This is a genomic window from Enterobacter cloacae complex sp. AR_0002 (genome assembly GCF_001922365.1).
GTDB classification, from domain to species: Bacteria; Pseudomonadota; Gammaproteobacteria; order Enterobacterales; family Enterobacteriaceae; genus Enterobacter; species Enterobacter hormaechei_C.
Genome location: NZ_CP018814.1, coordinates 4,395,905 through 4,420,230, shown reverse-complemented (window position 1 = coordinate 4,420,230; position 24,326 = coordinate 4,395,905). Strand labels below are relative to the sequence as shown.

Annotated in this window: 21 protein-coding genes and 1 riboswitch; of the genes, 14 read left to right on the top strand and 7 right to left on the bottom strand. The window is 56.1% G+C overall.

Annotation, left to right across the window (positions count from 1 at the left end):
• Positions 1–54: 54 nt before the first annotated feature.
• From tolC to AM329_RS21925, 3 genes are all read left to right on the top strand, one after another.
• A complete protein-coding gene (gene tolC, locus AM329_RS21940) occupies positions 55–1,533 on the top strand; it encodes an outer membrane channel protein TolC (protein WP_032607919.1) in 1,479 nt (492 codons plus the stop codon).
• Between the two features lie 191 nt (positions 1,534–1,724).
• A complete protein-coding gene (locus tag AM329_RS21930; protein ID WP_003862522.1) occupies positions 1,725–2,390 on the top strand; it encodes a DUF1190 family protein in 666 nt (221 codons plus the stop codon).
• Positions 2,391–2,392: 2 nt separating this feature from the next.
• Positions 2,393–3,553, top strand: a complete 1,161-nt coding sequence (locus AM329_RS21925) for a glutathionylspermidine synthase family protein (protein WP_023314866.1) — start codon at positions 2,393–2,395, stop codon at positions 3,551–3,553.
• An 82-nt stretch (positions 3,554–3,635) separates the two neighbouring features.
• On the opposite strand, the gene ygiD is transcribed toward AM329_RS21925, so the two are convergent.
• Positions 3,636–4,424 (bottom strand): 4,5-DOPA dioxygenase extradiol, encoded by a 789-nt coding sequence (gene ygiD / locus AM329_RS21920; protein ID WP_032607920.1) that lies wholly within the window; start codon positions 4,422–4,424, stop codon positions 3,636–3,638.
• Positions 4,425–4,554: 130 nt separating this feature from the next.
• On the opposite strand from ygiD, the gene zupT reads away from it, so the two are divergent.
• The 5 genes from zupT (at position 4,555) to AM329_RS21895 (ending at position 10,493) form a co-directional block, all read left to right on the top strand.
• Positions 4,555–5,328 (top strand): zinc transporter ZupT, encoded by a 774-nt coding sequence (gene zupT, locus AM329_RS21915; protein ID WP_023314868.1) that lies wholly within the window; start codon positions 4,555–4,557, stop codon positions 5,326–5,328.
• Between the two features lie 267 nt (positions 5,329–5,595).
• Complete coding sequence (locus AM329_RS21910) at positions 5,596–6,156, top strand: fimbrial protein (RefSeq protein ID WP_003862529.1); 561 nt, start codon at positions 5,596–5,598, stop codon at positions 6,154–6,156.
• Positions 6,157–6,232: 76 nt separating this feature from the next.
• Positions 6,233–8,677 carry a fimbria/pilus outer membrane usher protein gene (locus AM329_RS21905; RefSeq protein WP_032607921.1) on the top strand — a complete coding sequence of 815 codons (2,445 nt, stop codon included), beginning with the start codon at positions 6,233–6,235 and terminating at the stop codon, positions 8,675–8,677.
• Positions 8,678–8,686: 9 nt separating this feature from the next.
• Complete coding sequence (locus AM329_RS21900) at positions 8,687–9,448, top strand: molecular chaperone (protein WP_023323755.1); 762 nt, start codon at positions 8,687–8,689, stop codon at positions 9,446–9,448.
• Positions 9,432–10,493, top strand: a complete 1,062-nt coding sequence (locus tag AM329_RS21895; protein ID WP_032607922.1) for a fimbrial protein — start codon at positions 9,432–9,434, stop codon at positions 10,491–10,493. The genes AM329_RS21900 and AM329_RS21895 overlap by 17 nt, the downstream gene beginning before the upstream one ends.
• Positions 10,494–10,537: 44 nt before the next feature.
• On the opposite strand, the gene ribB is transcribed toward AM329_RS21895, so the two are convergent.
• Positions 10,538–11,191, bottom strand: coding sequence for a 3,4-dihydroxy-2-butanone-4-phosphate synthase (ribB, locus tag AM329_RS21890; protein ID WP_015571897.1), 654 nt, complete (start codon positions 11,189–11,191; stop codon positions 10,538–10,540).
• Positions 11,192–11,296: 105 nt separating this feature from the next.
• Positions 11,297–11,447, bottom strand: a riboswitch (FMN riboswitch).
• A 120-nt stretch (positions 11,448–11,567) separates the two neighbouring features.
• Here ribB and ubiK point away from each other — a divergent pair.
• A complete protein-coding gene (gene ubiK, locus AM329_RS21885) occupies positions 11,568–11,864 on the top strand; it encodes a ubiquinone biosynthesis accessory factor UbiK (RefSeq protein WP_000566823.1) in 297 nt (98 codons plus the stop codon).
• A gap of 77 nt (positions 11,865–11,941) precedes the next feature.
• Here the strand turns inward: ubiK and hldE are convergent, their stop codons facing one another.
• The 3 genes from hldE to AM329_RS21870 are packed head-to-tail and all read right to left on the bottom strand — an operon-like array spanning position 11,942 to position 17,591.
• Positions 11,942–13,372 (bottom strand): bifunctional D-glycero-beta-D-manno-heptose-7-phosphate kinase/D-glycero-beta-D-manno-heptose 1-phosphate adenylyltransferase HldE, encoded by a 1,431-nt coding sequence (gene hldE / locus AM329_RS21880; RefSeq protein WP_003862540.1) that lies wholly within the window; start codon positions 13,370–13,372, stop codon positions 11,942–11,944.
• A gap of 40 nt (positions 13,373–13,412) precedes the next feature.
• Positions 13,413–16,268, bottom strand: coding sequence for a bifunctional [glutamate--ammonia ligase]-adenylyl-L-tyrosine phosphorylase/[glutamate--ammonia-ligase] adenylyltransferase (gene glnE, locus AM329_RS21875; RefSeq protein WP_032607925.1), 2,856 nt, complete (start codon positions 16,266–16,268; stop codon positions 13,413–13,415).
• A gap of 21 nt (positions 16,269–16,289) precedes the next feature.
• Positions 16,290–17,591, bottom strand: a complete 1,302-nt coding sequence (locus tag AM329_RS21870; protein ID WP_032607927.1) for an inorganic triphosphatase — start codon at positions 17,589–17,591, stop codon at positions 16,290–16,292.
• A gap of 237 nt (positions 17,592–17,828) precedes the next feature.
• Between AM329_RS21870 and AM329_RS21865 the strand changes: the two genes are divergently transcribed.
• Both AM329_RS21865 and AM329_RS21860 read left to right on the top strand, forming a co-directional pair.
• Complete coding sequence (locus AM329_RS21865) at positions 17,829–18,449, top strand: TIGR04211 family SH3 domain-containing protein (RefSeq protein WP_001303390.1); 621 nt, start codon at positions 17,829–17,831, stop codon at positions 18,447–18,449.
• Positions 18,450–18,509: 60 nt separating this feature from the next.
• Positions 18,510–19,751 (top strand): multifunctional CCA addition/repair protein, encoded by a 1,242-nt coding sequence (locus AM329_RS21860; protein ID WP_003862543.1) that lies wholly within the window; start codon positions 18,510–18,512, stop codon positions 19,749–19,751.
• Between the two features lie 13 nt (positions 19,752–19,764).
• On the opposite strand, the gene bacA is transcribed toward AM329_RS21860, so the two are convergent.
• Both bacA and folB read right to left on the bottom strand, forming a co-directional pair.
• Entirely contained in the window at positions 19,765–20,586 is an 822-nt protein-coding gene (bacA, locus tag AM329_RS21855; RefSeq protein WP_003862545.1) for an undecaprenyl-diphosphate phosphatase, read from the bottom strand.
• Between the two features lie 105 nt (positions 20,587–20,691).
• On the bottom strand, positions 20,692–21,060 hold the full coding sequence (gene folB / locus AM329_RS21850) for a bifunctional dihydroneopterin aldolase/7,8-dihydroneopterin epimerase (RefSeq protein WP_003862547.1): 369 nt from the start codon (positions 21,058–21,060) through the stop codon (positions 20,692–20,694).
• Between the two features lie 107 nt (positions 21,061–21,167).
• Between folB and plsY the strand changes: the two genes are divergently transcribed.
• From plsY to AM329_RS21835, 3 genes are all read left to right on the top strand, one after another.
• Positions 21,168–21,782 carry a glycerol-3-phosphate 1-O-acyltransferase PlsY gene (gene plsY / locus AM329_RS21845; RefSeq protein WP_003862548.1) on the top strand — a complete coding sequence of 205 codons (615 nt, stop codon included), beginning with the start codon at positions 21,168–21,170 and terminating at the stop codon, positions 21,780–21,782.
• Positions 21,783–21,874: 92 nt separating this feature from the next.
• Positions 21,875–23,341 (top strand): MFS transporter, encoded by a 1,467-nt coding sequence (locus AM329_RS21840; RefSeq protein ID WP_032607929.1) that lies wholly within the window; start codon positions 21,875–21,877, stop codon positions 23,339–23,341.
• A 156-nt stretch (positions 23,342–23,497) separates the two neighbouring features.
• A complete protein-coding gene (locus AM329_RS21835; protein WP_003862554.1) occupies positions 23,498–24,325 on the top strand; it encodes an urease accessory protein UreD in 828 nt (275 codons plus the stop codon).
• The last annotated feature ends 1 nt before the right edge of the window (position 24,326 follow it).

Here is a 24,326-nt window from a genome sequence, read left to right as displayed (position 1 = left end):
GCAATTATTTTTAATTAGATCAGCGCTAATACTGCTTCACAACAAGGAATGCAAATGAAGAAATTGCTCCCCATCCTTATCGGCCTGAGCCTGACGGGCTTCAGTGCAATGAGCCAGGCAGAGAACCTGTTACAGGTCTACCAGCAGGCACGTCTGGGCAACCCTGATTTACGTAAATCAGCGGCCGATCGTGATGCTGCGTTTGAAAAGATTAACGAAGCACGTAGTCCACTGCTGCCGCAGTTAGGCTTAGGTGCAGATTATACCTACACTAACGGTTTTCGCGATAATAACGGCATCAACTCGAATGCCACCAGCGCCTCTTTACAGTTAACGCAAACCCTGTTCGACATGTCCAAATGGCGTGAGCTGAGCTTGCAGGAAAAGAGCGCCGGCATTCAGGATGTCACCTATCAGACCGATCAGCAAACGCTTATCCTGAATACCGCGACCGCCTACTTCAACGTACTGAGCGCGATTGACGCCCTCTCCTTCACCGAAGCGCAGAAACAGGCGATTTATCGTCAGTTAGATCAGACCACCCAGCGTTTTAATGTGGGTCTGGTTGCGATCACTGACGTGCAGAACGCCCGTTCACAGTACGATACCGTACTGGCTAACGAAGTGACCGCACGTAACAACCTCGACAACGCGTTGGAAGCACTGCGTCAGGTCACCGGTAACTACTATCCTGAGCTGGCCTCTCTGAACGTAGACAGCTTCAAAACAGACAAGCCGCAGGCGGTTAACGCCCTGCTGAAAGAGGCGGAAAACCGCAACCTGACCTTGCTGCAGGCACGCCTGAGCCAGGACCTGGCGCGCGAGCAGATCCGTCTTGCACAGGATGGTCACCTGCCAACCCTGAGCCTGAGCGCCTCTACCGGCGTATCGGATACCAGCTACAGCGGTTCTAAAACCAACACTGCCCAGTATGACGACAACAATATGGGCCAGAACAAAGTGGGCCTCAGCTTCTCTCTGCCGCTGTACCAGGGCGGGATGGTTAACTCTCAGGTTAAGCAGGCGCAGTACAACTTCGTAGGCGCGAGCGAGCAGCTTGAAAGCGCGCACCGCAACGTGGTCCAGACCGTGCGTTCTTCCTTCAACAACGTGAACGCGTCCATCAGCAGCATCAACGCCTATAAACAGGCCGTTGTCTCTGCGCAAAGCTCTCTGGACGCGATGGAAGCGGGTTACTCCGTCGGTACGCGTACTATCGTTGATGTGTTAGACGCAACGACCACGCTGTACAACGCGAAACAGCAGCTCTCCAGTGCGCGTTACCAGTACCTGATCAACCAGCTGAACATCAAGCAGGCGCTGGGTACGCTGAACGAGCAGGATCTGCAAATGCTGAACAGCACGCTGGGCAAACCGGTTTCCACGTCGCCTGACAGCGTCGCGCCGGAAAATCCACAGCAGGATGCCGCCGTGGATAATTTCACCGCTAACAGCAGCACCCCGGTTGCACAGCCAGCGGCAGCGCGTAGCACCTCACCTGCCAGCAGCGGCACGAATCCGTTCCGCAATTAAGCGTGTCATCAGGCCCACTGCGGCCTGATGCCCTCACCTCAGCCCTCTCCCACAGGGAGAGGGAGCACATTAATCCCCCCCCGAACGTAAGCCAACGTAAAGATCCCCCGGATTTCGCCCCTCGTCGCTTCATTTTCAACCACTCATCCTCTATCCTGAGCGTTATTACCACTGGGTCCTGGAAGACAAATATGAAACGGACAAAAACGATGAATCACGCGTCGTTCCGCAAAAGCTGGAACGCACGCCACCTGACACCTGTCGCGCTGGCGGTCACCGCCGTCTTTATGCTGGCAGGCTGTGAGCAAAACGACGAAACGGTTTCGCTGTATCAAAACGCCGACGACTGCGCGAGCGCAACCGGTAAAGCCGCTGAGTGTACGACGGCGTATAACAACGCCCTGAAAGAAGCGGAACGTACCGCGCCGAAATATGCCTCACGCGAAGACTGTGTAGCCGAATTCGGTGAAGGCCAGTGCCAGCAGGCACCTGCTCAGGCGGGTATGGCACCGGAAAACCAGGCGCAGGCACAGTCCAGCGGCAGCTTCTGGATGCCGCTGATGGCGGGTTATATGATGGGCCGTTTGATGAGCGGCGGTGCGGGCTACCAGCAGCAGCCGCTGTTTAGCTCCAAAAACCCGAACAGCCCGGCCTACGGGAAATACACCGATGCCACCGGCAAGGGTTACGGTGCTGCAACGCCTGGCCGTACGATGACCGTACCGAAAACCGCAATGGCGCCGAAACCAGCCACCACCAGCACCATTACCCGTGGCGGCTTCGGTGAGTCTGTTGCCAAACAAACCACCATGCAGCGTAGTGCGACCGGCTCCTCAACTCGCTCAATGGGCGGCTGATCATGGAACGAGTCAGTATTGCCGAGCGCCCGGACTGGCGCGAAAAAGCCACCGAATACGGTTTCAACTTTCACACCATGTACGGCGAGCCGTACTGGTGTGAAGATGCTTACTATAAGCTCACGCTTGCTCAGGTCGAAAAGCTTGAAGAAGTGACCGCAGAGCTGCACCAGATGTGCCTGAAGGTGGTTGAGAAAGTCATCGACAGCGATGAGCTGATGACCAAATTCCGCATTCCGAAGCACACCTGGAGCTTTGTTCGTCAGTCCTGGAAAACGAACCAGCCTTCGCTCTACTCTCGCCTCGATCTGGCATGGGATGGCGTGGGTGAACCGAAGCTTTTAGAAAATAACGCAGATACGCCAACCTCCCTGTACGAAGCCGCGTTCTTCCAGTGGATCTGGCTGGAAGATCAGGCGAATGCCGGAAACTTGCCGGAAGGCAGCGATCAGTTCAACAGCCTTCAGGAAAAGCTGATTGAACGTTTCGTCGAACTGCGAGAACAGCACGGTTTCAACCTGTTGCACCTCGCCTGCTGCCGCGATACCGAAGAAGACCGCGGTACGGTTCAGTATTTGCAGGACTGCGCAGCCGAAGCGGAAGTGGCGACGGAATTTCTCTATATCGAAGATATCGGTTTAGGTGAAAAAGGTCAGTTTACGGACATGCAGGATCAGGTGATCAGCAACCTGTTCAAGCTCTATCCGTGGGAATACATGCTGCGGGAAATGTTCTCTACCAAACTGGAAGACGCTGGCGTGCGCTGGCTGGAACCAGCCTGGAAGAGCATTATCTCCAATAAAGCCCTGCTGCCGATGCTGTGGGAGATGTTCCCGAATCACCCGAACCTGCTGCCTGCTTATTTTGCCGAAGATGATTTCCCACCGATGGAGAAATACGTCGTTAAGCCAATCTTCTCCCGTGAAGGGGCAAACGTCTCGATTATCGAAAACGGTAAAACGCTGGAAGCAGTTGAAGGGCCGTACGGTGAAGAAGGGATGATCGTCCAGGCGTTTTATCAACTGCCGAAGTTTGGCGACAGCTATACGCTGATCGGCAGTTGGCTTATTAACGATCAGCCTGCCGGGATTGGCATTCGCGAAGATCGCGCGCTGATTACGCAGGATCTGTCACGTTTCTACCCGCATATTTTCGTCGAGTAAGACTTGCCGGGTGGCGGCTTCACCTTACCCGGCCTACATGTCGAGCGTAGGCCCGGTAAGCGCAGCGTCACCGGGCATGTGTTTACCCCACCTGCACCGACAGCATACTCAAACTCCCCATCTCAATGCCGTCGACCGGGGTTGTAATAACCTCCTGACCGTCCCATGCGCCTAATACATACAGCAATGGCAAGAAGTGTTCCGGCGTCGGGTTAGAGAGCGAACCGCCATCGTGCTCCAGATAGTTCATCAAAGGGTGCCGTTCGACCGGCCCTTGCCAGGCCAGGTTGTCTTTTACATAGTCATTAAAGGCTGTTGCCCAGGGGTACGGCGTATTTTCACCGTGCCAGCGTACCGTACGCAGATTGTGTACCACGTTGCCACTGGCTATCAGCATGATGCCCTCATCACGAAGCGAAGCCAGCTTACGCCCCATCTCCATGTGCCAGGCAGCTGGTTTGGTGCTGTCGATACTCAGTTGTACCATCGGAATATCGGCATCCGGATACATTTTGATCAACACCCCCCATGAGCCATGGTCAAAGCCCCAGGCTTCTTTGTCCAGCGCAACCGGAACAGGGGCAAGCAGATCAACCAGCCGCTGCGCCAGCTCAGGGGAGCCCGGCGCAGGATAATGCGTGTCATACAGCGCCTGCGGAAAGCCGCCAAAATCATGAATCGTTTTTGGCGTTTCCATGGCCGTCACGCCGGTACCCCGGGTAAACCAGTGCGCAGAGACCACCACAATTGCCTTCGGACGCGGTAACGTCTCACCCAACTGACGCCAGGCGCGGGTATAGACGTTATCTTCCAGGACGTTCACTGGGCTGCCATGGCCTAAAAACAGTGCTGGCATACGAGAAGAAGACATGGTGATATCCTTAGAGGAGGTGTCAATGTGATAGGCCTACATTACGCGCATTCAGGTGAAGATGAACGCAGATAACCGTGAAGATCATCATCAGGAAATTTGAATGCCAGATATCGCTTAAGGAGAATGCATGTCAGTACCGTTGATTTTGACCATACTTGCGGGCGCCGCAACCTTTATCGGTGCGTTCCTCGGGGTACTCGGGCAAAAACCCTCTAATCGCCTGCTGGCCTTCTCGCTGGGTTTCGCCGCCGGGATCATGCTGCTTATCTCGCTGATGGAGATGCTGCCCGCCGCGCTTCACACCGAAGGGATGTCGCCTGTTCTGGGCTATGGCATGTTTATCATTGGCCTGCTGGGTTATTTTGCACTCGACCGTATTCTTCCTCACGCGCACCCGCAGGATTTAATGCAAAAAAGCGTTACCCCCATTCCGGGAAATATCAAACGCACGGCCATTCTGCTGACGCTGGGTATCAGCCTGCATAACTTTCCGGAAGGTATCGCCACCTATGTCACGGCCAGCAGCAACCTGGAAATAGGTTTTGGTGTGGCGCTGGCCGTGGCTTTGCACAATATTCCTGAAGGACTTGCCGTTGCCGGGCCCGTTTATGCCGCCACGGGTTCAAAACGTACAGCTGTCTTTTGGGCAGGTATCTCCGGCATGGCTGAAATTCTCGGCGGCGTGCTGGCGTGGCTGATCCTCGGTAGCCTCGTATCCCCGGTTGTAATGGCTGCAATTATGGCTGCCGTGGCCGGGATTATGGTCGCGCTCTCTGTCGATGAGCTGATGCCGCTGGCAAAAGAGATCGATCCCAACAATAACCCAAGCTACGGCGTGCTGTGTGGAATGTCAGTGATGGGGATGAGCCTGGTTCTGCTGCAAACGGCAGGTATTGGCTAAGAATTAATGCCTCCGTTTTTATACGGAGGCTTTATATTATTCAAAAAAACAATCCTATATATTTTACATATAATAACCCACAAAATATAAATCTATTAAAACCCCGAAAAAAGAAGCCTCTTCAGATAGCCTGAAAATATTAATTAAAACCATCTAAAAATATATTTAAGTCACGTTAATCGCGTCTCCCCGCCCCAATCCGTATACTTTGCGAGTATTCTGAAATTAATATTCACATTACGAATCAATCTGAAAAAGGATATTTTCATGTATATGGGTAAAAAATTGCTGTTAGCGGCAGCTATGGCTGCCATTGTATCGGGTTCTGCGTTTGCTGATGATCAAGGCTCAGGCAAAATCAAATTCAAAGGCGTGGTTATTGACGCACCATGCAGCATCGCTCCAGACAGCGTTGATAAAGAAGTCGACCTGGGTGAAGTGACTACGGCCGTTATCAACGCCAACAAAAAATCCACGCCGGTTCCGGTCGATATCAATCTGGAAAACTGCCAGCTTGACGATCCGGCAGACGAAACCGACACGCCAATTACTAAAGTGGAAGTGACCTTTACCAGCGCAGCGACAGATGCGACGGATACCAGCCTGATGAGCAACACCTTTGCAAACGGTGCGCAGAACGTGGGCGTCCGTCTGCTGGATAACGCGGAAGGCAACATCACACTTGGTCAGCCAAACGTGCTTGATCTGCTGGCGGGTTCAACCACCCAGACGCTGCATTTCAAAGCGGTTATGGAAGTCCCAACAGGTAAAACTGCGACGGCAGGCCAGGTTGAAGCCACGGCTAACTACGTCCTGATGTACAAATAATTCCGTTACGTCACGGTATCAGCCGACTGGCAATCCATGCCGGTCGGCACTCTTTATTTATTCGAGTAACAGGATGATGACATACAAAGTACAATGGATAATCATCATTGCGTCCCTGTTAATGACGATAGTTGCCTCTGCCACTGAATTTAATATAAACGCCATCGATAAAGATCAGCGCGGCAGCGTCGATTTATCACGTTTTAAAGATCAAATATCGGTTACGCCGGGAAGCTATTTCGTTACGGTTTCAGTTAATGATATTCCGCTGGCAAATGGCTGGCAGCTTCGCTGGCGAGAAATAAATAACGCAGTTCAGGTCTGTATTCCCCCCGAGCTGGCCGATACATTAGCATTGCAGGATGACGTTCGTCACGCTTTGCCGGAAAAAGAGGGATGCGTTGATTTCGCCACCAGACCAGACATCAAATTTATTTTTGAGCAAGGCAGCCAGACCCTGAAAGTAACGATCCCCCAGGCGTGGCTGCAATACCGTGCGGTTGACTGGATGCCGCCATCCACCTGGGACAACGGCGTGCCAGGCGTACTGCTGGATTACAATCTTTTTGCCAGCCATTATCAGCCCAATAGCAGCGGCAGCAATGACAACGCCAATACCTATGGTACCGCCGGTGCGAACATGGGCGCGTGGCGCCTGCGAAGCGATTACCAGTACACGCGAAGCGATACTGAAGCAGGCTCAGAGCAGAATGGCCGTTTTTCACGCGTGTATATGTTCCGCCCTCTGCCCTCGATCGGTGCGAAACTGACGCTGGGTGAAACGGATTTCCAGTCCTCCATTTTTGACGCCTTCACCTACACCGGCGCATCGCTAATCAGCGATGAACGTATGCTGCCATGGTCGCTGCGCGGCTATGCCCCACAGATTACCGGAATAGCACAAACCAACGCCACCGTGGCCGTAAGCCTTGCCGATCGCGTGATTTACCAGAGTAAAGTGCCACCAGGACCCTTTGTTATTCAGGATCTTAACCAGTCGGTTCAGGGCACGCTGGACGTCAAAGTCACGGAAGAAGACGGACGCGTCAACACCTTCCAGGTCTCGGCTGAATCCGTGCCGTTTTTAACGCGCAAGGGCCAGGTGCGCTATAAGCTCGCGGCGGGTAAAGCGCGCCAGGGCGCCTCCCATGATGTTGAAGATAATGCCTTCATGAGCGGCGAATTTTCCTGGGGCATGCTGTCGCACACCTCTCTGTATGGCGGCACGCTGGCCGATGGCGACCGTTATCGTTCCGTCGCTGCCGGGATCGGCCAGAATATGGCCTGGCTGGGGGCGCTCTCTTTTGACGTCACGCAGGCTACCAGCCAGCTGCCACACCAGCGCAGCCAGACGGGTTACAGCTATCGCATTAACTACAGCAAGCGTTTCGATACCACCGGCAGTCAGCTTACGCTCGCCAGCTACCGCTACTCAGACCCACAGTTTTTGAGCTACGCCCGCTACCTGGATTATGACAACGGTGACCGCCAGTCGGAAAAACAAACCCTGAGCGTGACGGCAAGCCAGTACATTTCAGCGTTATCCCTGAACCTGTACGTCAATATGCTGCGTCAGACATGGTGGAATGATTCACCCTCCACGACCGGCAGCATCACGGCGGGCTACAACTTTGATATAGGTCGCTGGAAGAACCTTGGCGTAACCCTGTCCTGGAGTAAAACGCATTACGAGGAGGAAGACGAAAATGACGATACTCAGTTTTATCTCTCGCTCAGCGTACCGCTCGATCCCGATCATCGACTTAACTATGACCTGCGTAACAGCGACACGCTGAGCCATAACGTGTCGTGGTATGACACGTCGGATCGCAATAATACCTGGGGCGTTTCCGCAGGTACGGAGAGCGGGAAGCCAGATTCCGGCGCGCAGGTCAGCGGGAATTATCAGCATTATTCTGCGTACGGCGATCTCAATCTCTCCGGCAGCTATAAAGCTAACGAATATAACTCCCTCAGCGCGAGCTGGAGCGGTTCCTTCACCTCAACGGCGAAAGGCGCCGCGCTGCACCGGCGCAGTTACGGTAATGAACCCCGCGTAATGGTCAGCACCGACGGGGTAGGCCATATCCCGCTGAACATGTCGCGCGATGAAACTAACCGTTTTGGCATCGGCGTTTTACCGTCATTCTCCAGCTATTCCCCCTCCAGCGTGCAGGTCAATATGAACAACCTTCCGGATGGCGTGGACGTGGACAACCGCGTCGTGACCTCAACCTGGACTGAGGGGGCCATTGGTTATCGTCAGATTGCCACGCGCGCAGGTCAGGACGTAACAGGCGTTTTGCGGATGTCGTCAGGAACACCACCACTCGGGGCGATTGTTCGCCTGGATGAAAGCAATTTACAGGTTGGGATGGTGGCCGATGAAGGCCGCGTCTGGCTCGGCGCCGTTGAGCCAGAACAGCAGTTTCGCGTGACATGGGGCGACAACCAACAGTGTCGCTTCTCGTTACCTTCTCACTTAGAAAACAGTATGCAGTTGATACTGCCGTGCCAGTAAGAAATCATCATGAAATTAACGCCGATTAAAAGCCTGTGCCTGATGCTGATCAGCACAACATTTACCGCCCACGCGGCCATTAACCTGGACCGCACGCGCATTGTTTTTCCAGAAAGCGACAAGGCCAGCAGCCTGAAAGTGGACAACCAGAGCAAGGCGCTGCCTTATCTGGCGCTCTCCTGGATTGAAGATGAAAAGGGGCAAAAAGAAGATGTGCACTTTATGGCGCTTCCCCCCATTCAACGTATCGAAGCGGGCGCCTCGTCGCAGGTAAGAATTGTTAAACAAGCCGCTACCCGCCAGTTGCCAAAAGACAGGGAATCGCTGTTTTATTTCAACCTGCGTGAAGTACCGCCTAAAAGCACCAGCGCCAGCGAGGAGCGCAGCGTGATGCAGGTTGCCATGCAGAGCCGAATTAAGCTCTTCTGGCGTCCGGAAGCGATTCGCAAAAAATCTGGCGAACTGACTGAAATGCGTATGGAAATTACCGCCAACGCGAAAGGGCTCACGGTCCACAACCCTACGCCGTACTACATCACGCTGGCGTGGCTGAGCAAAAATGCCAAAACCATGCTGCCGGGTTTTGACAGTCTGATGATTGCGCCTTTCGCCACGGCAACCGCCTCTACCGGCGATTACCACGGTAGTTATTACAGCATCGGCTACATCGACGATTACGGCGCACTGAAAAAAGTCGACGTACAGTGCACCGGAACGGCGCAATGTAAGCTTAACGAACGGAAAATCGATAAAGATGCGAAAGCTCACTAGTTTCCTGCTTACATTGCTGCTTACAGCGCTGCCTTTGAAAGAAGCGCTGGCGCTCAACTGCTATCTGGGTGGATCTGGCGGCCCCGTCGAGGAGACAAAAACGATCTCCCCTTTTGCCATACCCAGCAACGCTCAGGTTGGCCAAAAAATATGGGAGTCTGATGACATTAAAATTCCGGTGACGTGTGACAATAACGTCACAAGCGGTTTCAAGCCGGAAGATGTTTTTGCCTGGGTAAACCCTTATCCTGCCGCAACCGATCCCTATTATGAACTGGGCGTCACCTATGAAGGCATAGATTACGATGCCACAGGCCAGCCCAACGGCGTGGATACCCGCCAGTGCCTGGACAACGATAACATCACCATTTACACCCCGGATCAAATCCGCCAGATGGGTTGGGAGAATCGCATCTGCTCTGGCAATCCGGATGATATCCACATTACGCGCACGTTCGTCGCCCGATTACGACTTTTCGTGAGAATTAAGACTATGCCGCCACATGGCTATATCAGTTCGCTCAGCGATTACATCGTTGTGCAGTTTGACGGTAAGGGTGGCGTTAATCAGATGGCCGACGCGAAGAACCTCAAGTATCACATCAACGGACTGCAAAACATTACGGTGCTTGATTGCGGAGCGACGTTTAGCATTTTCCCTGAAAATCAGGAGATCGACTTCGGCGCCTTCAGCGCGCGCGACATTGTGAATCAGCAGACGCGTATGCGCACGTTTTCAATACGAACCACCAAAGTGCAGGATGCCCAATGCTCGGACGGATTTAAGATGGACTCGTCGTTTTACACAACCGAAACGCTTAGCGCAGACGACACGGCGGTACTGATAGGGAATGGGTTAAAGCTGCGTATTCTTAACGGAACGGAGCCTTACACCTTCAACCAGTACAAGGAGTACGCCGATTTTACGGGCGATACGATGAATGTTGAGCAAAACTACACGGCTGAACTTTCACGGGAAGAAGGGAAAGCGATTCAGTCCGGGCCGTTTGAAACCGTGGTACTGTTCAAAATTAACTACCACTAGAAACAAAAAAACCGGGTTTCCCCGGCTTTTTCACATCAGCATGTTTAGCTGGCTTTGCGCTCGTGCGCCCGGCGGTACTCAACCAGATCTTCAATCGTCACCACTGGCATATTGTGCAGTCGCGCAAAGGTGATGCACTCCGGCGCGCGCGCCATGGTGCCATCATCGTTGGTCAGTTCGCACAGCACGCCTGCGGGTTTGAAGCCAGCCAGCGTCACCAGATCGATGGTCGCTTCGGTATGACCACCACGGGTCAGCACGCCGCCCGGCTGCGCGCGCAGCGGGAAGACGTGACCAGGGCGGTGCAGATCGGATGGTTTCGCACCATCAGCAATCGCTGCACGCACGGTAGTCAGGCGGTCAGCCGCCGACACACCGGTGGTTACGCCATGCGCTGCTTCAATGGTCACGGTGAAGCCGGTACCAAAGGCGCTGGTGTTGTTTTCAACCATCATCGGCAGATCAAGCTGCTTGCGACGGTCTTCGGTGATGCACAGGCATACGATGCCGCTACCGTGACGGATGGTCAGCGCCATCTGCTCAACGGTCATGTTCTCGGCGGCAAAAATCATGTCGCCTTCGTTTTCACGGTTTTCATCGTCAAGCACCATCACACCGCGGCCTTCGCGCAGTGCATCCAGTGCATGTTCAACACGTTGAGTTGAAGTGCCAAAAGAGGAAAGTAGCGTCTGATTCATGGTAAAAAAACCTCATTAACTTTATGGTTACCAGAATCAGGGCAGTCTTAGGAGCGCCGTACTAGCGGCAAAAAAATAACGTGAGCGGGCCATGCCCGACTGGATCGTTACTCTCTCCCATCCGGACTCTAACCGTCGGCCCCGGAATTACACCGGATCTGCTGACCTTTGAGAATTCACCCAAAGCGCTCGCGGGCTTTCAGCGTTAAGCTGATTTACCGCCGGTGGGGAATTTCGCCCCGCCCTGAGAATAAGCGAGATAACTATAACGCTATTGATTACCCTGGGCAATGCATAAGCTTCAAACAATTTTGTTTAACCCACGGCATGACGCGCTACAATAGGCACTAACACCTTTTCATCAAGGGAAACGACAATGATTGACCCAAAGAAAATTGAGCAGATCGCGCGTCAGGTTCATGAGTCCATGCCGAAAGGTATTCGTGAGTTTGGTGATGACGTTGAGAAGAAAATCCGCCAGACGTTGCAGGCACAGTTGGTTCGCCTTGATTTAGTCAGCCGCGAAGAGTTTGATGTGCAGACTCAGGTGCTGCTGCGCACCCGCGAGAAGCTGGCGCTGCTGGAACAGCGTCTGAGCGAGCTGGAGAGCCGCAATGCGCCGGAAGAAGTGAAGCCAGCGCCAGCTATTCCACCGGTGGATGACCAGGCATAAGTGCGGCCTGATGCCCTCACCCCAGCCCTCTCCCACAGGGAGAGGGTGAAAAACGAACGGGCCAACTGGCCCGTTTTTTACTGACTGTCTTTCTGGATCTTCTTAATGATGTTGGTGGTTGAACACCCGTCCTCAAAGTTGAGCACCATCACTTCACCGCCATTCGCCCAGACCTCTTCGCTACCTGCGATTTGCTCTGGTTTGTAATCACCGCCCTTCACCAGCAGGTCAGGCAAAATTCCGGCAATCAGGCGCTGCGGGGTGTCTTCTTCAAATGAGACCACCCAGTCCACCGCTTCCAGCGCGCCGAGCACTATCATGCGCTGCTCCAGCGGGTTAACCGGACGCGTTTCACCCTTAAGACGTTTGGTTGAGGCATCGCTGTTGACCGCCACAATCAGGCGGTCGCCCAGCTTGCGCGCATTCGCCAGATACGACACGTGGCCCGCATGCAGGATGTCGAACACGCCGTTCGTCATCACCACTTTTTCACCGCGTTTGCGCGCGGCGGCAACGGCCACTTTCAGCTCGTCTTCGGTCATGACGCCAAAGCCGGTATCCGCACGCCCACGCACCGCGTTTTCCAGCTCAATTGGCGAAACGGTGGAGGTCCCGAGTTTACCGACGACCACGCCCGCCGCGGCGTTCGCGAAGTAGCATGCTTCTTCCAGGGAGTTACCCGCCGCCAGCGTCGCCGCCAGCACGCCAATCACCGTATCACCGGCACCGGTCACGTCGTACACTTCCTGCGCCTGGGTTGGCATATGCAGCGGCGCCTTGCCCGGTTGCAGCAGCGTCATGCCCTGCTCGGAACGGGTCACCAGCAGCGCAGACAGCTCGAAATCAGCGATGATTTTCATGCCGCGCTCAACCAGCTCTTCTTCAGTTTTGCACTTGCCCGCCACCGCTTCGAATTCAGAGAGGTTTGGCGTCAGCAGGGTTGCGCCGCGATAGCGCTCAAAATCGGTGCCTTTCGGGTCGATCAGCACCGGTACGCTGGCCTTACGCGCCAGCTGGATCATGGTCTGCACGCTCGCCAGCGCGCCTTTCGCGTAGTCGGACAGCACCAGCGCGCCAATATTGCCCAACGCCTGGTTAATGCGCTCGTGCAGCGGCTCGGGATCAACGCCTTCGAACCCTTCTTCAAAGTCGAGGCGGATTAGCTGCTGGTTACGCGACAGCACGCGAAGCTTGGTGATGGTTGGGTGGGTCGGAACAGAAACGAAGTCACACTTCACATTCACGTCCGCCAGCGACTTGCTCAGCGCACGCGCCGCATCGTCAATGCCGGTCAGGCCAACCAGACGCGAATGTGCGCCCAGAGAGGCTATGTTCATCGCCACGTTTGCCGCGCCACCGGGACGCTCTTCAATGGTGTCGACCTTTACCACCGGTACCGGTGCTTCCGGAGAGATGCGGCTGGTCGGCCCATACCAGTAGCGATCCAGCATCACATCACCGACAACCATAACTCCAGCACGTTCAAACTCTGGCAGTGTTACTTTCATTCCTGACTCCAGAAAGATTCACAATTTGCGCGCGATAATATCACACTTGTTTTGTTACGCACGGTTCCACTAGCCACTTCTGCCAGCTTGTAGTCACCTGCGCGCGTTCGTCGGCGAAACAGTCCAGCGCCACATGGCCCGGCTGTTCCTGTAATGCCAGATGGTGCAACTCATCACGCAGTGTGGTGTAGGCGCGGGTTAAGGCCTGCGCCTCCTGCTCATCCATAATGTCGTTCTGCGCCAGCAGTTCCAGTATGCGCACGTTATCCGACCAGCGGGTCAGCTTCGGTTTATCGTGCGCGTGCAGCAGCACCAGGTACTGAGTGATAAACTCAATATCGGTAATCCCGCCTTCATCGGCTTTGATATCAAAGCGATCGCGATGTTTGTTGCCAAGGTGCGCGCGCATCTTCTCCCGCATTTCCCGCACTTCGGTTTGCAGCGTACTGCCCTCGCGCGGGGTCGTCATGACCGCCTTGCGGATCGCATCGAACTGCGTTTTGAGCTGCGGATCGCCATACACCACGCGGGCGCGCACCAGCGCCTGATGCTCCCACGTCCAGGCTTCGTTCTTCTGATAGTCGGCGAAAGCCTCCGTCGAGGTGACCAGCATGCCTGCCGCGCCGGACGGGCGCAGACGCGCATCCACTTCATACAGAATGCCGGATGAGGTGCGGGTGCTGAACAGGTGCATAATGCGCTGGGCCAGACGCAGGTAGAACTGCCGTCCGTCAATCTCACGTTCGCCGTCGGTCATGACGTCTGCCGGACAGTCGTGGAGGAAAATCAGATCCAGATCGGAGCTGTAGCCCAGTTCCCAGCCGCCCAGCTTGCCGTACCCCACCACCGCAAAACCGCGGCCTTCACGGTCAGCAAGGTGCTTCGGCTGGCCGTAGCGGGCTACCATCTGCACCCACGCCTGATGGACAACCGCGTCGATGATCGCTTCCGCCAGCCAGGTTAAGTGATCGCTCACTTTCATTACCGGCAGGGTACCGGCGATATCTGCCGCCGCCACGCGCAGCATCTGTGCCTGCTTAAACTGACGCAGCGCCTCAAGCTGTTGCTCTTCGTCCTCTTCCGGCACGCGCAGCAGATACTGACGCAGCTCGTCGCGGTAGGCATCCGTCGCCGTCGGCTGATAGAGGGTATTCGGGTCGAGCAGTTCGTCCAGCAGCAGCGGATAACGCGCCAGCTTGTTCGCCACCATCGGCGAGGCGGCGCAGAGGGAAATCAGGTGCTTCAGCGCACCGGGAAACTCGCTTAACAGCTCGAGGTAAGTGGTACGCGTGACGATCCCGCTCAGCAGCGGCATCATGCGCGACAGCGGCACCGGCGCATCCTCGCGGGAGCAGACATCGCTCAGCAGATGCGGCATCAGATGATCCAGCACCTGACGACCGCGTGGGCCGATAGCGCGTTTGTTCAGTTCGAGGCGGAAATCGGCAATCAGCGCCACCACGCGATGGCGGGCATCGTCGCTTAAGTGCGCCAGCACCGGCGTGGTGTCATCTTCCTGGAGCGCGTCCTGCCACAGTTCGCGCCAGTGCTCGGAGAGCGCATCGTCCTGCGATTCAGTTTCGTCGTCGCCGATCAGATCGTTAAAGATGCGGCGCACGCCCGCCATATGCGCTTCCAGCCGTTGCGTCAGCGCCGCCCAGTCATCCACCCGCATCCCCCAGGCCAGACGCGCCCGGTTCAGCTCATCGCCCGGCAACGTCTGGGTCTGTTCGTCGTTGATACTTTGCAGCAAATTTTCCAGACGACGCAGGAAGAGATAAGAGTCACGCAGCGTTTGCGCGTCGCCTTCCGGCAGCAGATGCAGCTGATCGATAGCGCTTAGCGTCGGCAGCAGCGAGCGGGATTGCAGAGAAGGTTCACGCCCGCCGCGTATCAGCTGGAAGACCTGGACGATAAATTCGATCTCACGAATACCGCCAGCACCGAGCTTGATGTTGTCTTTCAGGCCACGGCGACGCACCTCGCGGGCAATCATCCCTTTCATATTTCGCAGGGACTGGATAACGCTGAAGTCGATGTAGCGGCGGAACACGAACGGGCGCAGCATGGCGCGCAGCTCGTTGGCGTAGGCATCGTCGCTGTCGCCCATGATCCGCGCTTTGACCATCGCGTAACGCTCCCAGTCGCGACCCTGCTCCTGGTAGTAATCTTCCAGCGCGGCAAAGCTCAGCACCAGTGGCCCGCTGTCGCCAAACGGACGCAGGCGCATGTCCACGCGGTAAACAAAACCATCCTGCGTGGGCTGATCCAGCGCCTTAATCAGCCGCTGCCCCAGACGAGTAAAGAACTGGGCATTGTCCAGCTCGCGACGGCCGCCGCGCGTGGAGCCGTTCTCGGGCCAGGCAAAAATCAGATCGATGTCTGAGGAGAAGTTCAGCTCGCAGCCGCCCAGCTTGCCCATCCCCAGGATCAACAGTGGCTGAGGAACCCCTTCCTCGCTGCACGGCGTGCCCCACTCTTTACAGCAGGCGGCGTAGAGCCAGTCCCGCGCGGCGACAATCAGCGTCTGCGCCAGCTCGCTCAACTGCTGCAAGGTGCTCTCTTCACTCACCAGCTCCAGCGCCTGCGCCCAGGCAATGCGTACCATCACCCGGCGGCGGAACTGACGCAGAACGCGCATCAGCGTGGCTTCGTCTGCCACCTCTGCCAGCGCGGTTTGCAGCCAGCCAGCATAATGCCGCCACTCGTCAGCCTGCGGCGGCGCGCTTTCCAGCTCTGCCAGCCAGTCCGGGTTAGCGCTGACGCTCTCCTGTACAAAATCACTGAACGTGAGCACGCTTTTCGCCTGCTCGCTTAACGACGACGCGGGTAACGACTCAGGCAGGCGTTCACAAACGGTCTGCCAGTGCTGCTGTAACTGCGAAGAAAGCGGCATATCAGGGGTTCCTTGCCAGAATTAACGTTTTCCGCTGTGCAGCCAGTACGGATCCTGCGAAATGGCCTCGTTGCGGAAATGCTCGATCTCAATCTGCTGACGGGTCTCGATGGCATGCTTAAGCCCCTGCCAGTTCTCCAGCCAGGCCTGCGCCTTCACGCCCTCATACGCACCCGACAGCAGCAACATGCTGTCGATGTTACGCGCCAGGCGGGGAAGCTGATCGCCATACTGGTCACCCAGCGGATGCGCAAAGGTGGTTCTCAGTTCGGCCGCGTGACGGGAGAGGTGGATATCCGCAAAACGTTTGAAGTTTTCCGCAATTTTGGCCTGCCCTTTCGCATCGAGGAAGGTGCGCCAGCCGCGCGTCACCAGAAATTCGGTCAGCGCCAGTTTCGCGCTGGCGTTTTGCGGGCTGTAGATCGCCGTTTGTGCCGACACGTCGGAAAGCATCAGCGTTTCGGTTTGAGTGAGCAAATCACGTAAGTGAGTGCTGGCTTTACGCGGTACAATGCCGCCAAAGAGCGTCAGGGTATGACGTACCAGCCCCATAGCGGCCAGCACCTGTTTTTTGGCATTTTTCACGTTACGCGCCCACAGCTCCTCGTGGTACTGCCACTGAGAGAGCGCCAGCTCCAGCGCCGCTTCCATCCCCTGCTCAACGGAGGCTTTCGGCACAACGCGCAGAATCGGGGTTTCTCGCAGCACGCGCGGCGCATTCCCGGCGGCCAGGTGATAGCCGCGTGCCGCTTTACTCAGGCTGCCCTGACGCAGTCCAGGCTGGTTCACCAGCTTGCGCGCCAGCTTCAGCACATCGCTCGCGTCGCCTTCAAGCAGTTCGAGTTCCAATTCGCAGATCGGCTCCTGCTCTTCACCAGCCTTAATTTCACCCCGATCAAACGCGATCTCAATGCGGCTCTTGCCTTCCGTCACCAGCCATTTCTCGCGCCAGAAATCGGTGCTGAACAGCGGTTGCGCCTCTGCCGACAGCGTTGCGGGCAGCATCCCTTCCGGCCACACTTCCGCCGGAAAACGATCCAGCTCAAGTTCTGGCTTACTGATGTCGATATTGTATTCCGGACGCTGGTGTAAACCGCCCACCACGCGACCGGCGATTTTCATCGTCATCTCGTAGCGCCCGTTCGCACCCCGGATGCGCAGGCCCATATCATGGTTGCGCAGCCAGTTGTCCGGCGTTTCGTAATAGATGTTGAGCAGCTGTACGGGTTCATGGTGCTCGCCGGACAGCGTATTCAGATGCTGGCGGAGCGCGTCAGCGCTGTCTTTTTCGACGATAAACTTTAATTCGATCTCTTGTGCCATAGCCTTGTACTTTTGCGTGCGTCACAGACGCGTCGATGAAGGCGAACTTCCTCGCCATTTGTTTGTCAGTACATAGTATTTTGCGCCAAATTGCCACGCAATGAGCAATTTGACGGGCGTAAAAGTTTAAAGCGGTGGAAATCATGACACAGATGATTCCGATTGATGATGAATCCTTTGCGTAGCGACACTGATACCACTACTATCGTTCCACTTTTTATGAAAATAACGACTGATATGCTTAAATTACGCCTGATTGGACTTACTTTACTCGCTTTTAGCGCCGCAACCGCGGTCCACGCTGAAGAGAAACGTTACGTTTCTGATGAACTGAATACCTGGGTACGCAGCGGCCCTGGAGACAATTATCGCCTCGTGGGTACGGTAAATGCCGGCGAGGAAGTGACTCTGCTGCAAACCAATGCAGACACCAATTACGGTCAGGTTCGTGACAGCTCTGGCCGCACCTCATGGATCCCGCTGAAAGAGCTGAGCACGGTGCCAAGCCTGCGCACCCGCGTGCCGGATCTGGAAAATCAGGTGAAAACCCTGACTGACAAGCTGAACAACATCGACGGCACCTGGAACCAGCGCACCGCAGAGATGCAGCAGAAAGTGGCACAAAGCGACAGCGTGATCGCCGGTCTGAAAGATGAAAATCAGAAGCTGAAAAATGAGCTGATCGTCGCGCAGAAGAAAGTGAACGCCGCGAATCTACAGCTGGATGACAAACAACGCACCATCATCATGCAGTGGTTTATGTATGGCGGCGGGGTGCTGGGCGTCGGTCTGGTGCTGGGTCTGGTGCTTCCTCACCTAATCCCAAGCCGTAAACGTAAAGACCGCTGGATGAACTAACTCGTCTTCTCTGCCACACTTACGTATCATCTTGCGAAAAGAGAAAACGGGAGTGTTGGCGTGAAGAGTTATCTGGTCGGTGGTGCGGTACGTGATGCGTTATTAGGTCTGCCGGTCAAAGATAAAGACTGGGTCGTGGTCGGTGCCACGCCCGAAGCGATGATTGACGCGGGCTACCAGCAGGTAGGCCGCGATTTTCCTGTGTTCCTCCATCCGAAAAGCCGGGAAGAGTACGCCCTGGCGCGAACCGAACGGAAATCCGGTTCCGGTTATACCGGCTTCACCTGCTATGCCGCGCCGGATGTGACGCTGGAGCAGGACTTACTGCGCCGCGATCTCACCATTAATGCCCTGGCGCAGGACGAAAACGGCCATATTATCGACGTCTACGGCGGCCAGAACGATCTGCGCGACCGTCTTTTACGCCATATTTCCCCCGCCTTTTCTGAAGATCCGTTACGCGTACTGCGCGTGGCGCGTTTTGCCGCCCGTTATGCCCATCTCAGCTTCCGCATCGCCGACGAGACGATGGCGCTGATGACGGCCATGACCGACGCGGGCGAGCTGGAACACCTGACGCCAGAACGCGTCTGGAAAGAGACCGAAAACGCCCTGACTACCCGTAATCCGCAGATCTTTTTCCAGGTTCTGCGCGACTGCGGGGCGCTGAAAGTGCTGTTCCCGGAAATAGATGCGCTGTTTGGCGTGCCCGCCCCGGCGAAATGGCACCCGGAAATTGATACCGGCATTCACACCCTGATGACGCTGAGCATGGCCGCTATGCTCAGTCCTGAAGTGGACGTGCGCTTTTCCACTCTCTGCCATGACCTCGGCAAAGGGTTAACGCCAAAGGAATTGTGGCCACGCCATCACGGGCACGGTCCGGCTGGCGTAAAGCTGGTTGAAGGGCTTTGCCAGCGCCTGCGCGTGCCGAATGACATTCGCGATCTGGCAAAGCTGGTCGCCGAGTTCCACGACCTGATCCACACCTTCCCGATCCTAAAACCCGCCACCATCGTCAGGCTGTTTGATAACATCGACGCCTGGCGCAAGCCGCAGCGCGTGGAGCAGATCGCGCTCACCAGCGAGGCTGACGTGCGCGGGCGTACCGGGTTTGAAGCGTCCGATTATCCGCAGGGTCGTTTGCTGCGTGAGGCGTGGGACGTAGCGAAAGCGGTGCCAACGAAAGAGGTGGTGGAGGCAGGGTTTAAAGGCCCGGAGATCCGCGAAGAGCTGACGAAGCGGCGGATTGATGCGGTTGCGGCGTGGAAGGAAAAACGTTGCCCTCAGCCGAAAGACTGAGGGCGGTCGGTCATCAGAAGAAGACCACGTACACGGCAGCCGCGACGATAAAGCGGTAGATCGCGAACGGAATAAACGAAATACGCTTAATCAGTTGCAGGAAGGTTTTGATGGCGATCAGCGCCACAATGAAGGCGGTGATAAAGCCCACGGCGAACATCGGAATGTCACCCACGGTCAGGAAGCCGATGCTTTTGTAGAGATCCAGCGCGGTGGCGCCCATCATCATCGGCACCGCCAGCAGGAACGAGAACTCAGACGCCGCGTAACGGCTCACGCCCATCAGCATCCCGCCGGAAATGGTTGCCCCTGAACGGGAGAAGCCCGGCCACAGCGCCAGACACTGGAAGCAGCCAATCATAAACGCCTGACGATACGTCATATCGTCCAGACCTTCCGCACGCGGGGTTTTTGGCTTCAGCACTTCGGCGGCAATCAGCAGGAAGCCGCCGACAACCAGCGCGTACATCACGTTAATCGGGTTGAAGAGCGATTTAATGGTGTCGTGGAACACCAGCCCCAGCACCACTGCCGGGATCATCCCGAGCAGAATATGAATCAGCGTCAGACGCCCCTTGCCCTCTCCTTCACGCTGCGGCAAACGCCCGAAGTGGATGCCGATCAGACCAAACAGACGACGCCAGAACATCACAACCACCGCCAGGATAGAGCCCAGCTGGATCACCACCTCAAACGTCTTTGCGGTATCGCCTTCAAAGCCCAACAGATGGCCAACGATAATCATATGGCCCGTACTGGACACCGGCAAAAACTCCGTCAATCCTTCGACCACACCCAGTATTGCCGCCACCAGCAGCGAGTGCATATCGCTCATCTATAAACCCCTAAAAAGATATAAAAAAACGGTCGCCACAACGGCTACCGTGAAACATACAGCTCTAAGACCGATATAACCTAAAATGGTTTAGCTATTATGACGTTAAATCTTTCCTTTCAGATTTGTGCCACGCTCGATAATCACGCCCACGTTGGCGGCGCGCGCCACCGCGCCCGGCTTGCTTAGCTTAATGCGCACCCACGGGGAGTTAAATTTGCTCAGCAGCAGGTCTGCCACCTCTTCCGCCACGCGTTCTACCAGCGCAAATCGTTGCCCTTCCACATGGCCGATGACCGTTTCACTGATGTCGGCGTAGCTCAGACAATCATTCACATCATCGCTTTTCGCTGACTTGCGGTTATCCCAGCCCATTTCGATATCGAACACCAGTTTCTGCTCGATGGTCTGTTCCCAGTCGTAAACACCAATTGTGGTGATTACCGAAAGTTGCTCTATAAATACAATATCCATCACGACCTGCCTGCTTTTTGGCTAAACCGGATACCACTTCCGGCGAATTATGCGTATTATCCACAGATGCTGAGAATACAGATACATTTTCAAAACGGAACAGCGTTATGAGTGCAATCGCGCCTGGAATGATTATCCTCGCCTACCTTTGCGGCTCAATCTCCAGCGCCATTCTGGTCTGCCGCATCGCCGGGTTGCCTGACCCGCGTGAAAGTGGTTCCGGGAATCCGGGGGCGACCAATGTACTACGAATTGGCGGCAAGGGAGCAGCCGTAGCGGTTTTGATTTTTGACGTTCTGAAAGGAATGCTTCCCGTCTGGGGCGCGTATGCGCTTGGCGTCACACCCTTCTGGCTGGGGCTGATAGCCATCGCCGCCTGCGTCGGCCACATCTGGCCTGTTTTCTTTGGTTTTAAAGGCGGTAAAGGCGTGGCCACTGCGTTTGGCGCGATTGCGCCGATCGGCTGGGATCTCACCGGCGTGATGGCGGGCACCTGGCTGCTGACCATCCTGCTGAGCGGTTATTCGTCGCTGGGCGCCATCGTCAGCGCACTGATCGCCCCGTTCTATGTCTGGTGGTTTAAACCGCAGTTTACCTTCCCGGTGTCGATGCTCTCGTGTCTGATCCTGTTGCGCCATCACGACAACATTCAACGCCTGTGGCGTCGTCAGGAAACGAAGATCTGGACGAAACTCAGACGTAAAAAGAAAGACGCTCAGTAAACCGTTCGTTATGCCTTATAACCAAATGTGATTTTTGTCACCTTCTGCCTGTGGTAACTGTTAGAGACACAACACAACCACACAAAAAGAAAATGGCAGAAATCACAGATTCAACTCCCCTTCCAGCGGCAGCAAACACTCCGGATGGCGATATCAAGTGGGTACGCAGCGCATCGGACGTTTCACGTCTCGTTAATGACGGCTCTCAGGGCCGGGCCAATGCCCGCATCGTGGTCGGTATCGCGCTCGGGGGAATTTTTCTCGATGCCTACGATCTCGGCGCGCTGGCATTCGGCATCAAAGACATCACCCGCGAATTTAACCTGACGCCCGCCGGTACCGGCATGGTGGCTTCAGCCATTACGTTTGGCGCGATTGTCGGGGCGCTGCTCGGCGGCTATCTTACGGATAAAATCGGGCGCTACCGCGTCTTTATGGCCGACATGGTATTCTTTGTCGTTGCCGCTATCGCCTGTGCGCTGGCCCCGAACGAATATGTGCTGGCGGGCGCGCGCTTTGTGATGGGTCTTGGCGTTGGGATCGACCTTCCCGTCGCGATGGCGTTTCTCAGCGAGTTCGCCAGACTGAAAGGCCCGGGGAATAAAGCCTCCAGCGTCGCGATGTGGTGTCCCACCTGGTATGCTGCCATCAGCATCTCTTATCTTCTGGTGCTCTTCTTTTACGCCGTACTGCCGGAAAGCCACAGCGACTGGCTCTGGCGTCTGATCCTTGGCTTTGGCGCGGTGCCCGCGCTGGTGATTATCGCCATCCGTAGCCGCTATATGAGCGAATCCCCGGTCTGGGCGGCGAATCAGGGCAATCTGAAGGAGGCGGCGTCTATCCTGCGGCAGTCTTACAACATTAATGCCCACGTACCGCAGGATGCGCTCGACCAGCCCGCGCCTGTTGTGAACAAGGCAAAATGGTCGAACTACCTGAACCTGTTCCGCGGTATCTATCTGCGGCGTACCACGCTCGCCACGCTGCTGTCAGTCGTCTCCTCGTTCGCCTATAACGCCGTAGCCTTTGGCCTGCCGGTGATCATCTCCAGCTTCTTTGTGCAGTCGATGCTGACCACCATTCTGATCTCGCTGGCGCTTAATCTGCTGTTCGCGTTTGTCGGCGGGCTGCTGGCGGTGCGCTATGTTCCGCGCTTCGGCGCATGGCGGATGTCACTGGCGGGTTATGCGTGCCAGCTGGCGGCGCTGCTCGGCCTGGCGCTGATTGGCCGCCCTGACGGGGCCACGGAAGGCGTGGTCGCCGTCGCGATGCTGGCGCTGTTCCTGTTTGGCCAGGGTTTTGGTCCGGGTGCGCACACCATGACGTTTGCCTCTCTGAGCTACCCGACCTCGCTGCGCGGTGTGGGTGTGGGGCTTAACCAGACGCTGATGCGCAGCAGTTCAACGCTATCACTGTTTCTGTTCCCGCTGCTGGTCGCCTCGCTGGATACCGCCGTGTTCTGGGTGATTGCGCTGGCGCCGTTTATCGGCCTGGCCTCGCTGCTGGCGATCCGCTGGGAGCCGTCGGGGTATGATGTGGATGCAGAGGATTATCGCTAGCCTTTCTTGCCGGGTGGCGCTGCGCTTACCCGGCCTACATTACTGAAACCGGCTCACATGAGCCGGTTTTTTTATCCATAAGCGACTCATATGACAGCCTTCATTTCCGCCAGGGCATACTGAAACGTATCCCGATAGTGCGGAAGTGGAAGCACCATGTTAGCAACTCAGGTCACTGATAATTCATACAAAGGCTGGCAGGCCTCGCTTGCCCTCCAGTTTTGTCATACCCCTGAGAAAACCCTCCTCCATTCCGCGCGTCACACCGGGCCACTTACCGTTCAGCGTCCGTTTTATCCCGAAGGGGAAACCTGCCACCTTTACCTGCTGCACCCGCCAGGCGGAATTGTGGGCGGGGATACGCTGGATATTTCCGTGCGGCTCGACGCCAAAAGCCATGCCCTCATCACCATGCCCGGCGCCAGCAAGTTCTATCGCAGCAGCGGCCCGCTGGCCTGCCTCAGTCAGCATTTTTACCTCGACGAAGAGGCCACGCTGGAGTGGCTGCCGCAGGACACCATTATTTTCCCCGGCGCTAACGCCGCGCTGCGTTCCGTCTTTCACCTGCACGCCACCAGCACGCTGCTGGCGTGGGAGCTGTACTGTCTGGGCCGTCCGGTGATAAACGAAACCTTCAGCCAAGGCACGCTGGAGAGCCGCCTTGAGGTGTGGGTGGATGGCGAGCCGCGTCTGATTGAGCGACTGCATCTCAGCGGTGGCGATCTGACGCCCGTCGCGGACCATCCGTGGGTCGGCACGCTGCTGTTCTATCCGGCCCGGGAAGCACATCTCGACACGGTGCGCGAGCGGCTCGCCCCGCTGGAAAACTTTGGCGGGGCGACGCTCACCGACGATCTGCTGTCGGTGCGTTTTCTCTCGCACGACAACCTGATTTGTCAGCGGGTGATGCGCGATATCTGGCAGTCGCTTCGCCCGCTTTTAACCCCCAAAACCGCCTGTTCGCCGCGCATCTGGCAGACATAAA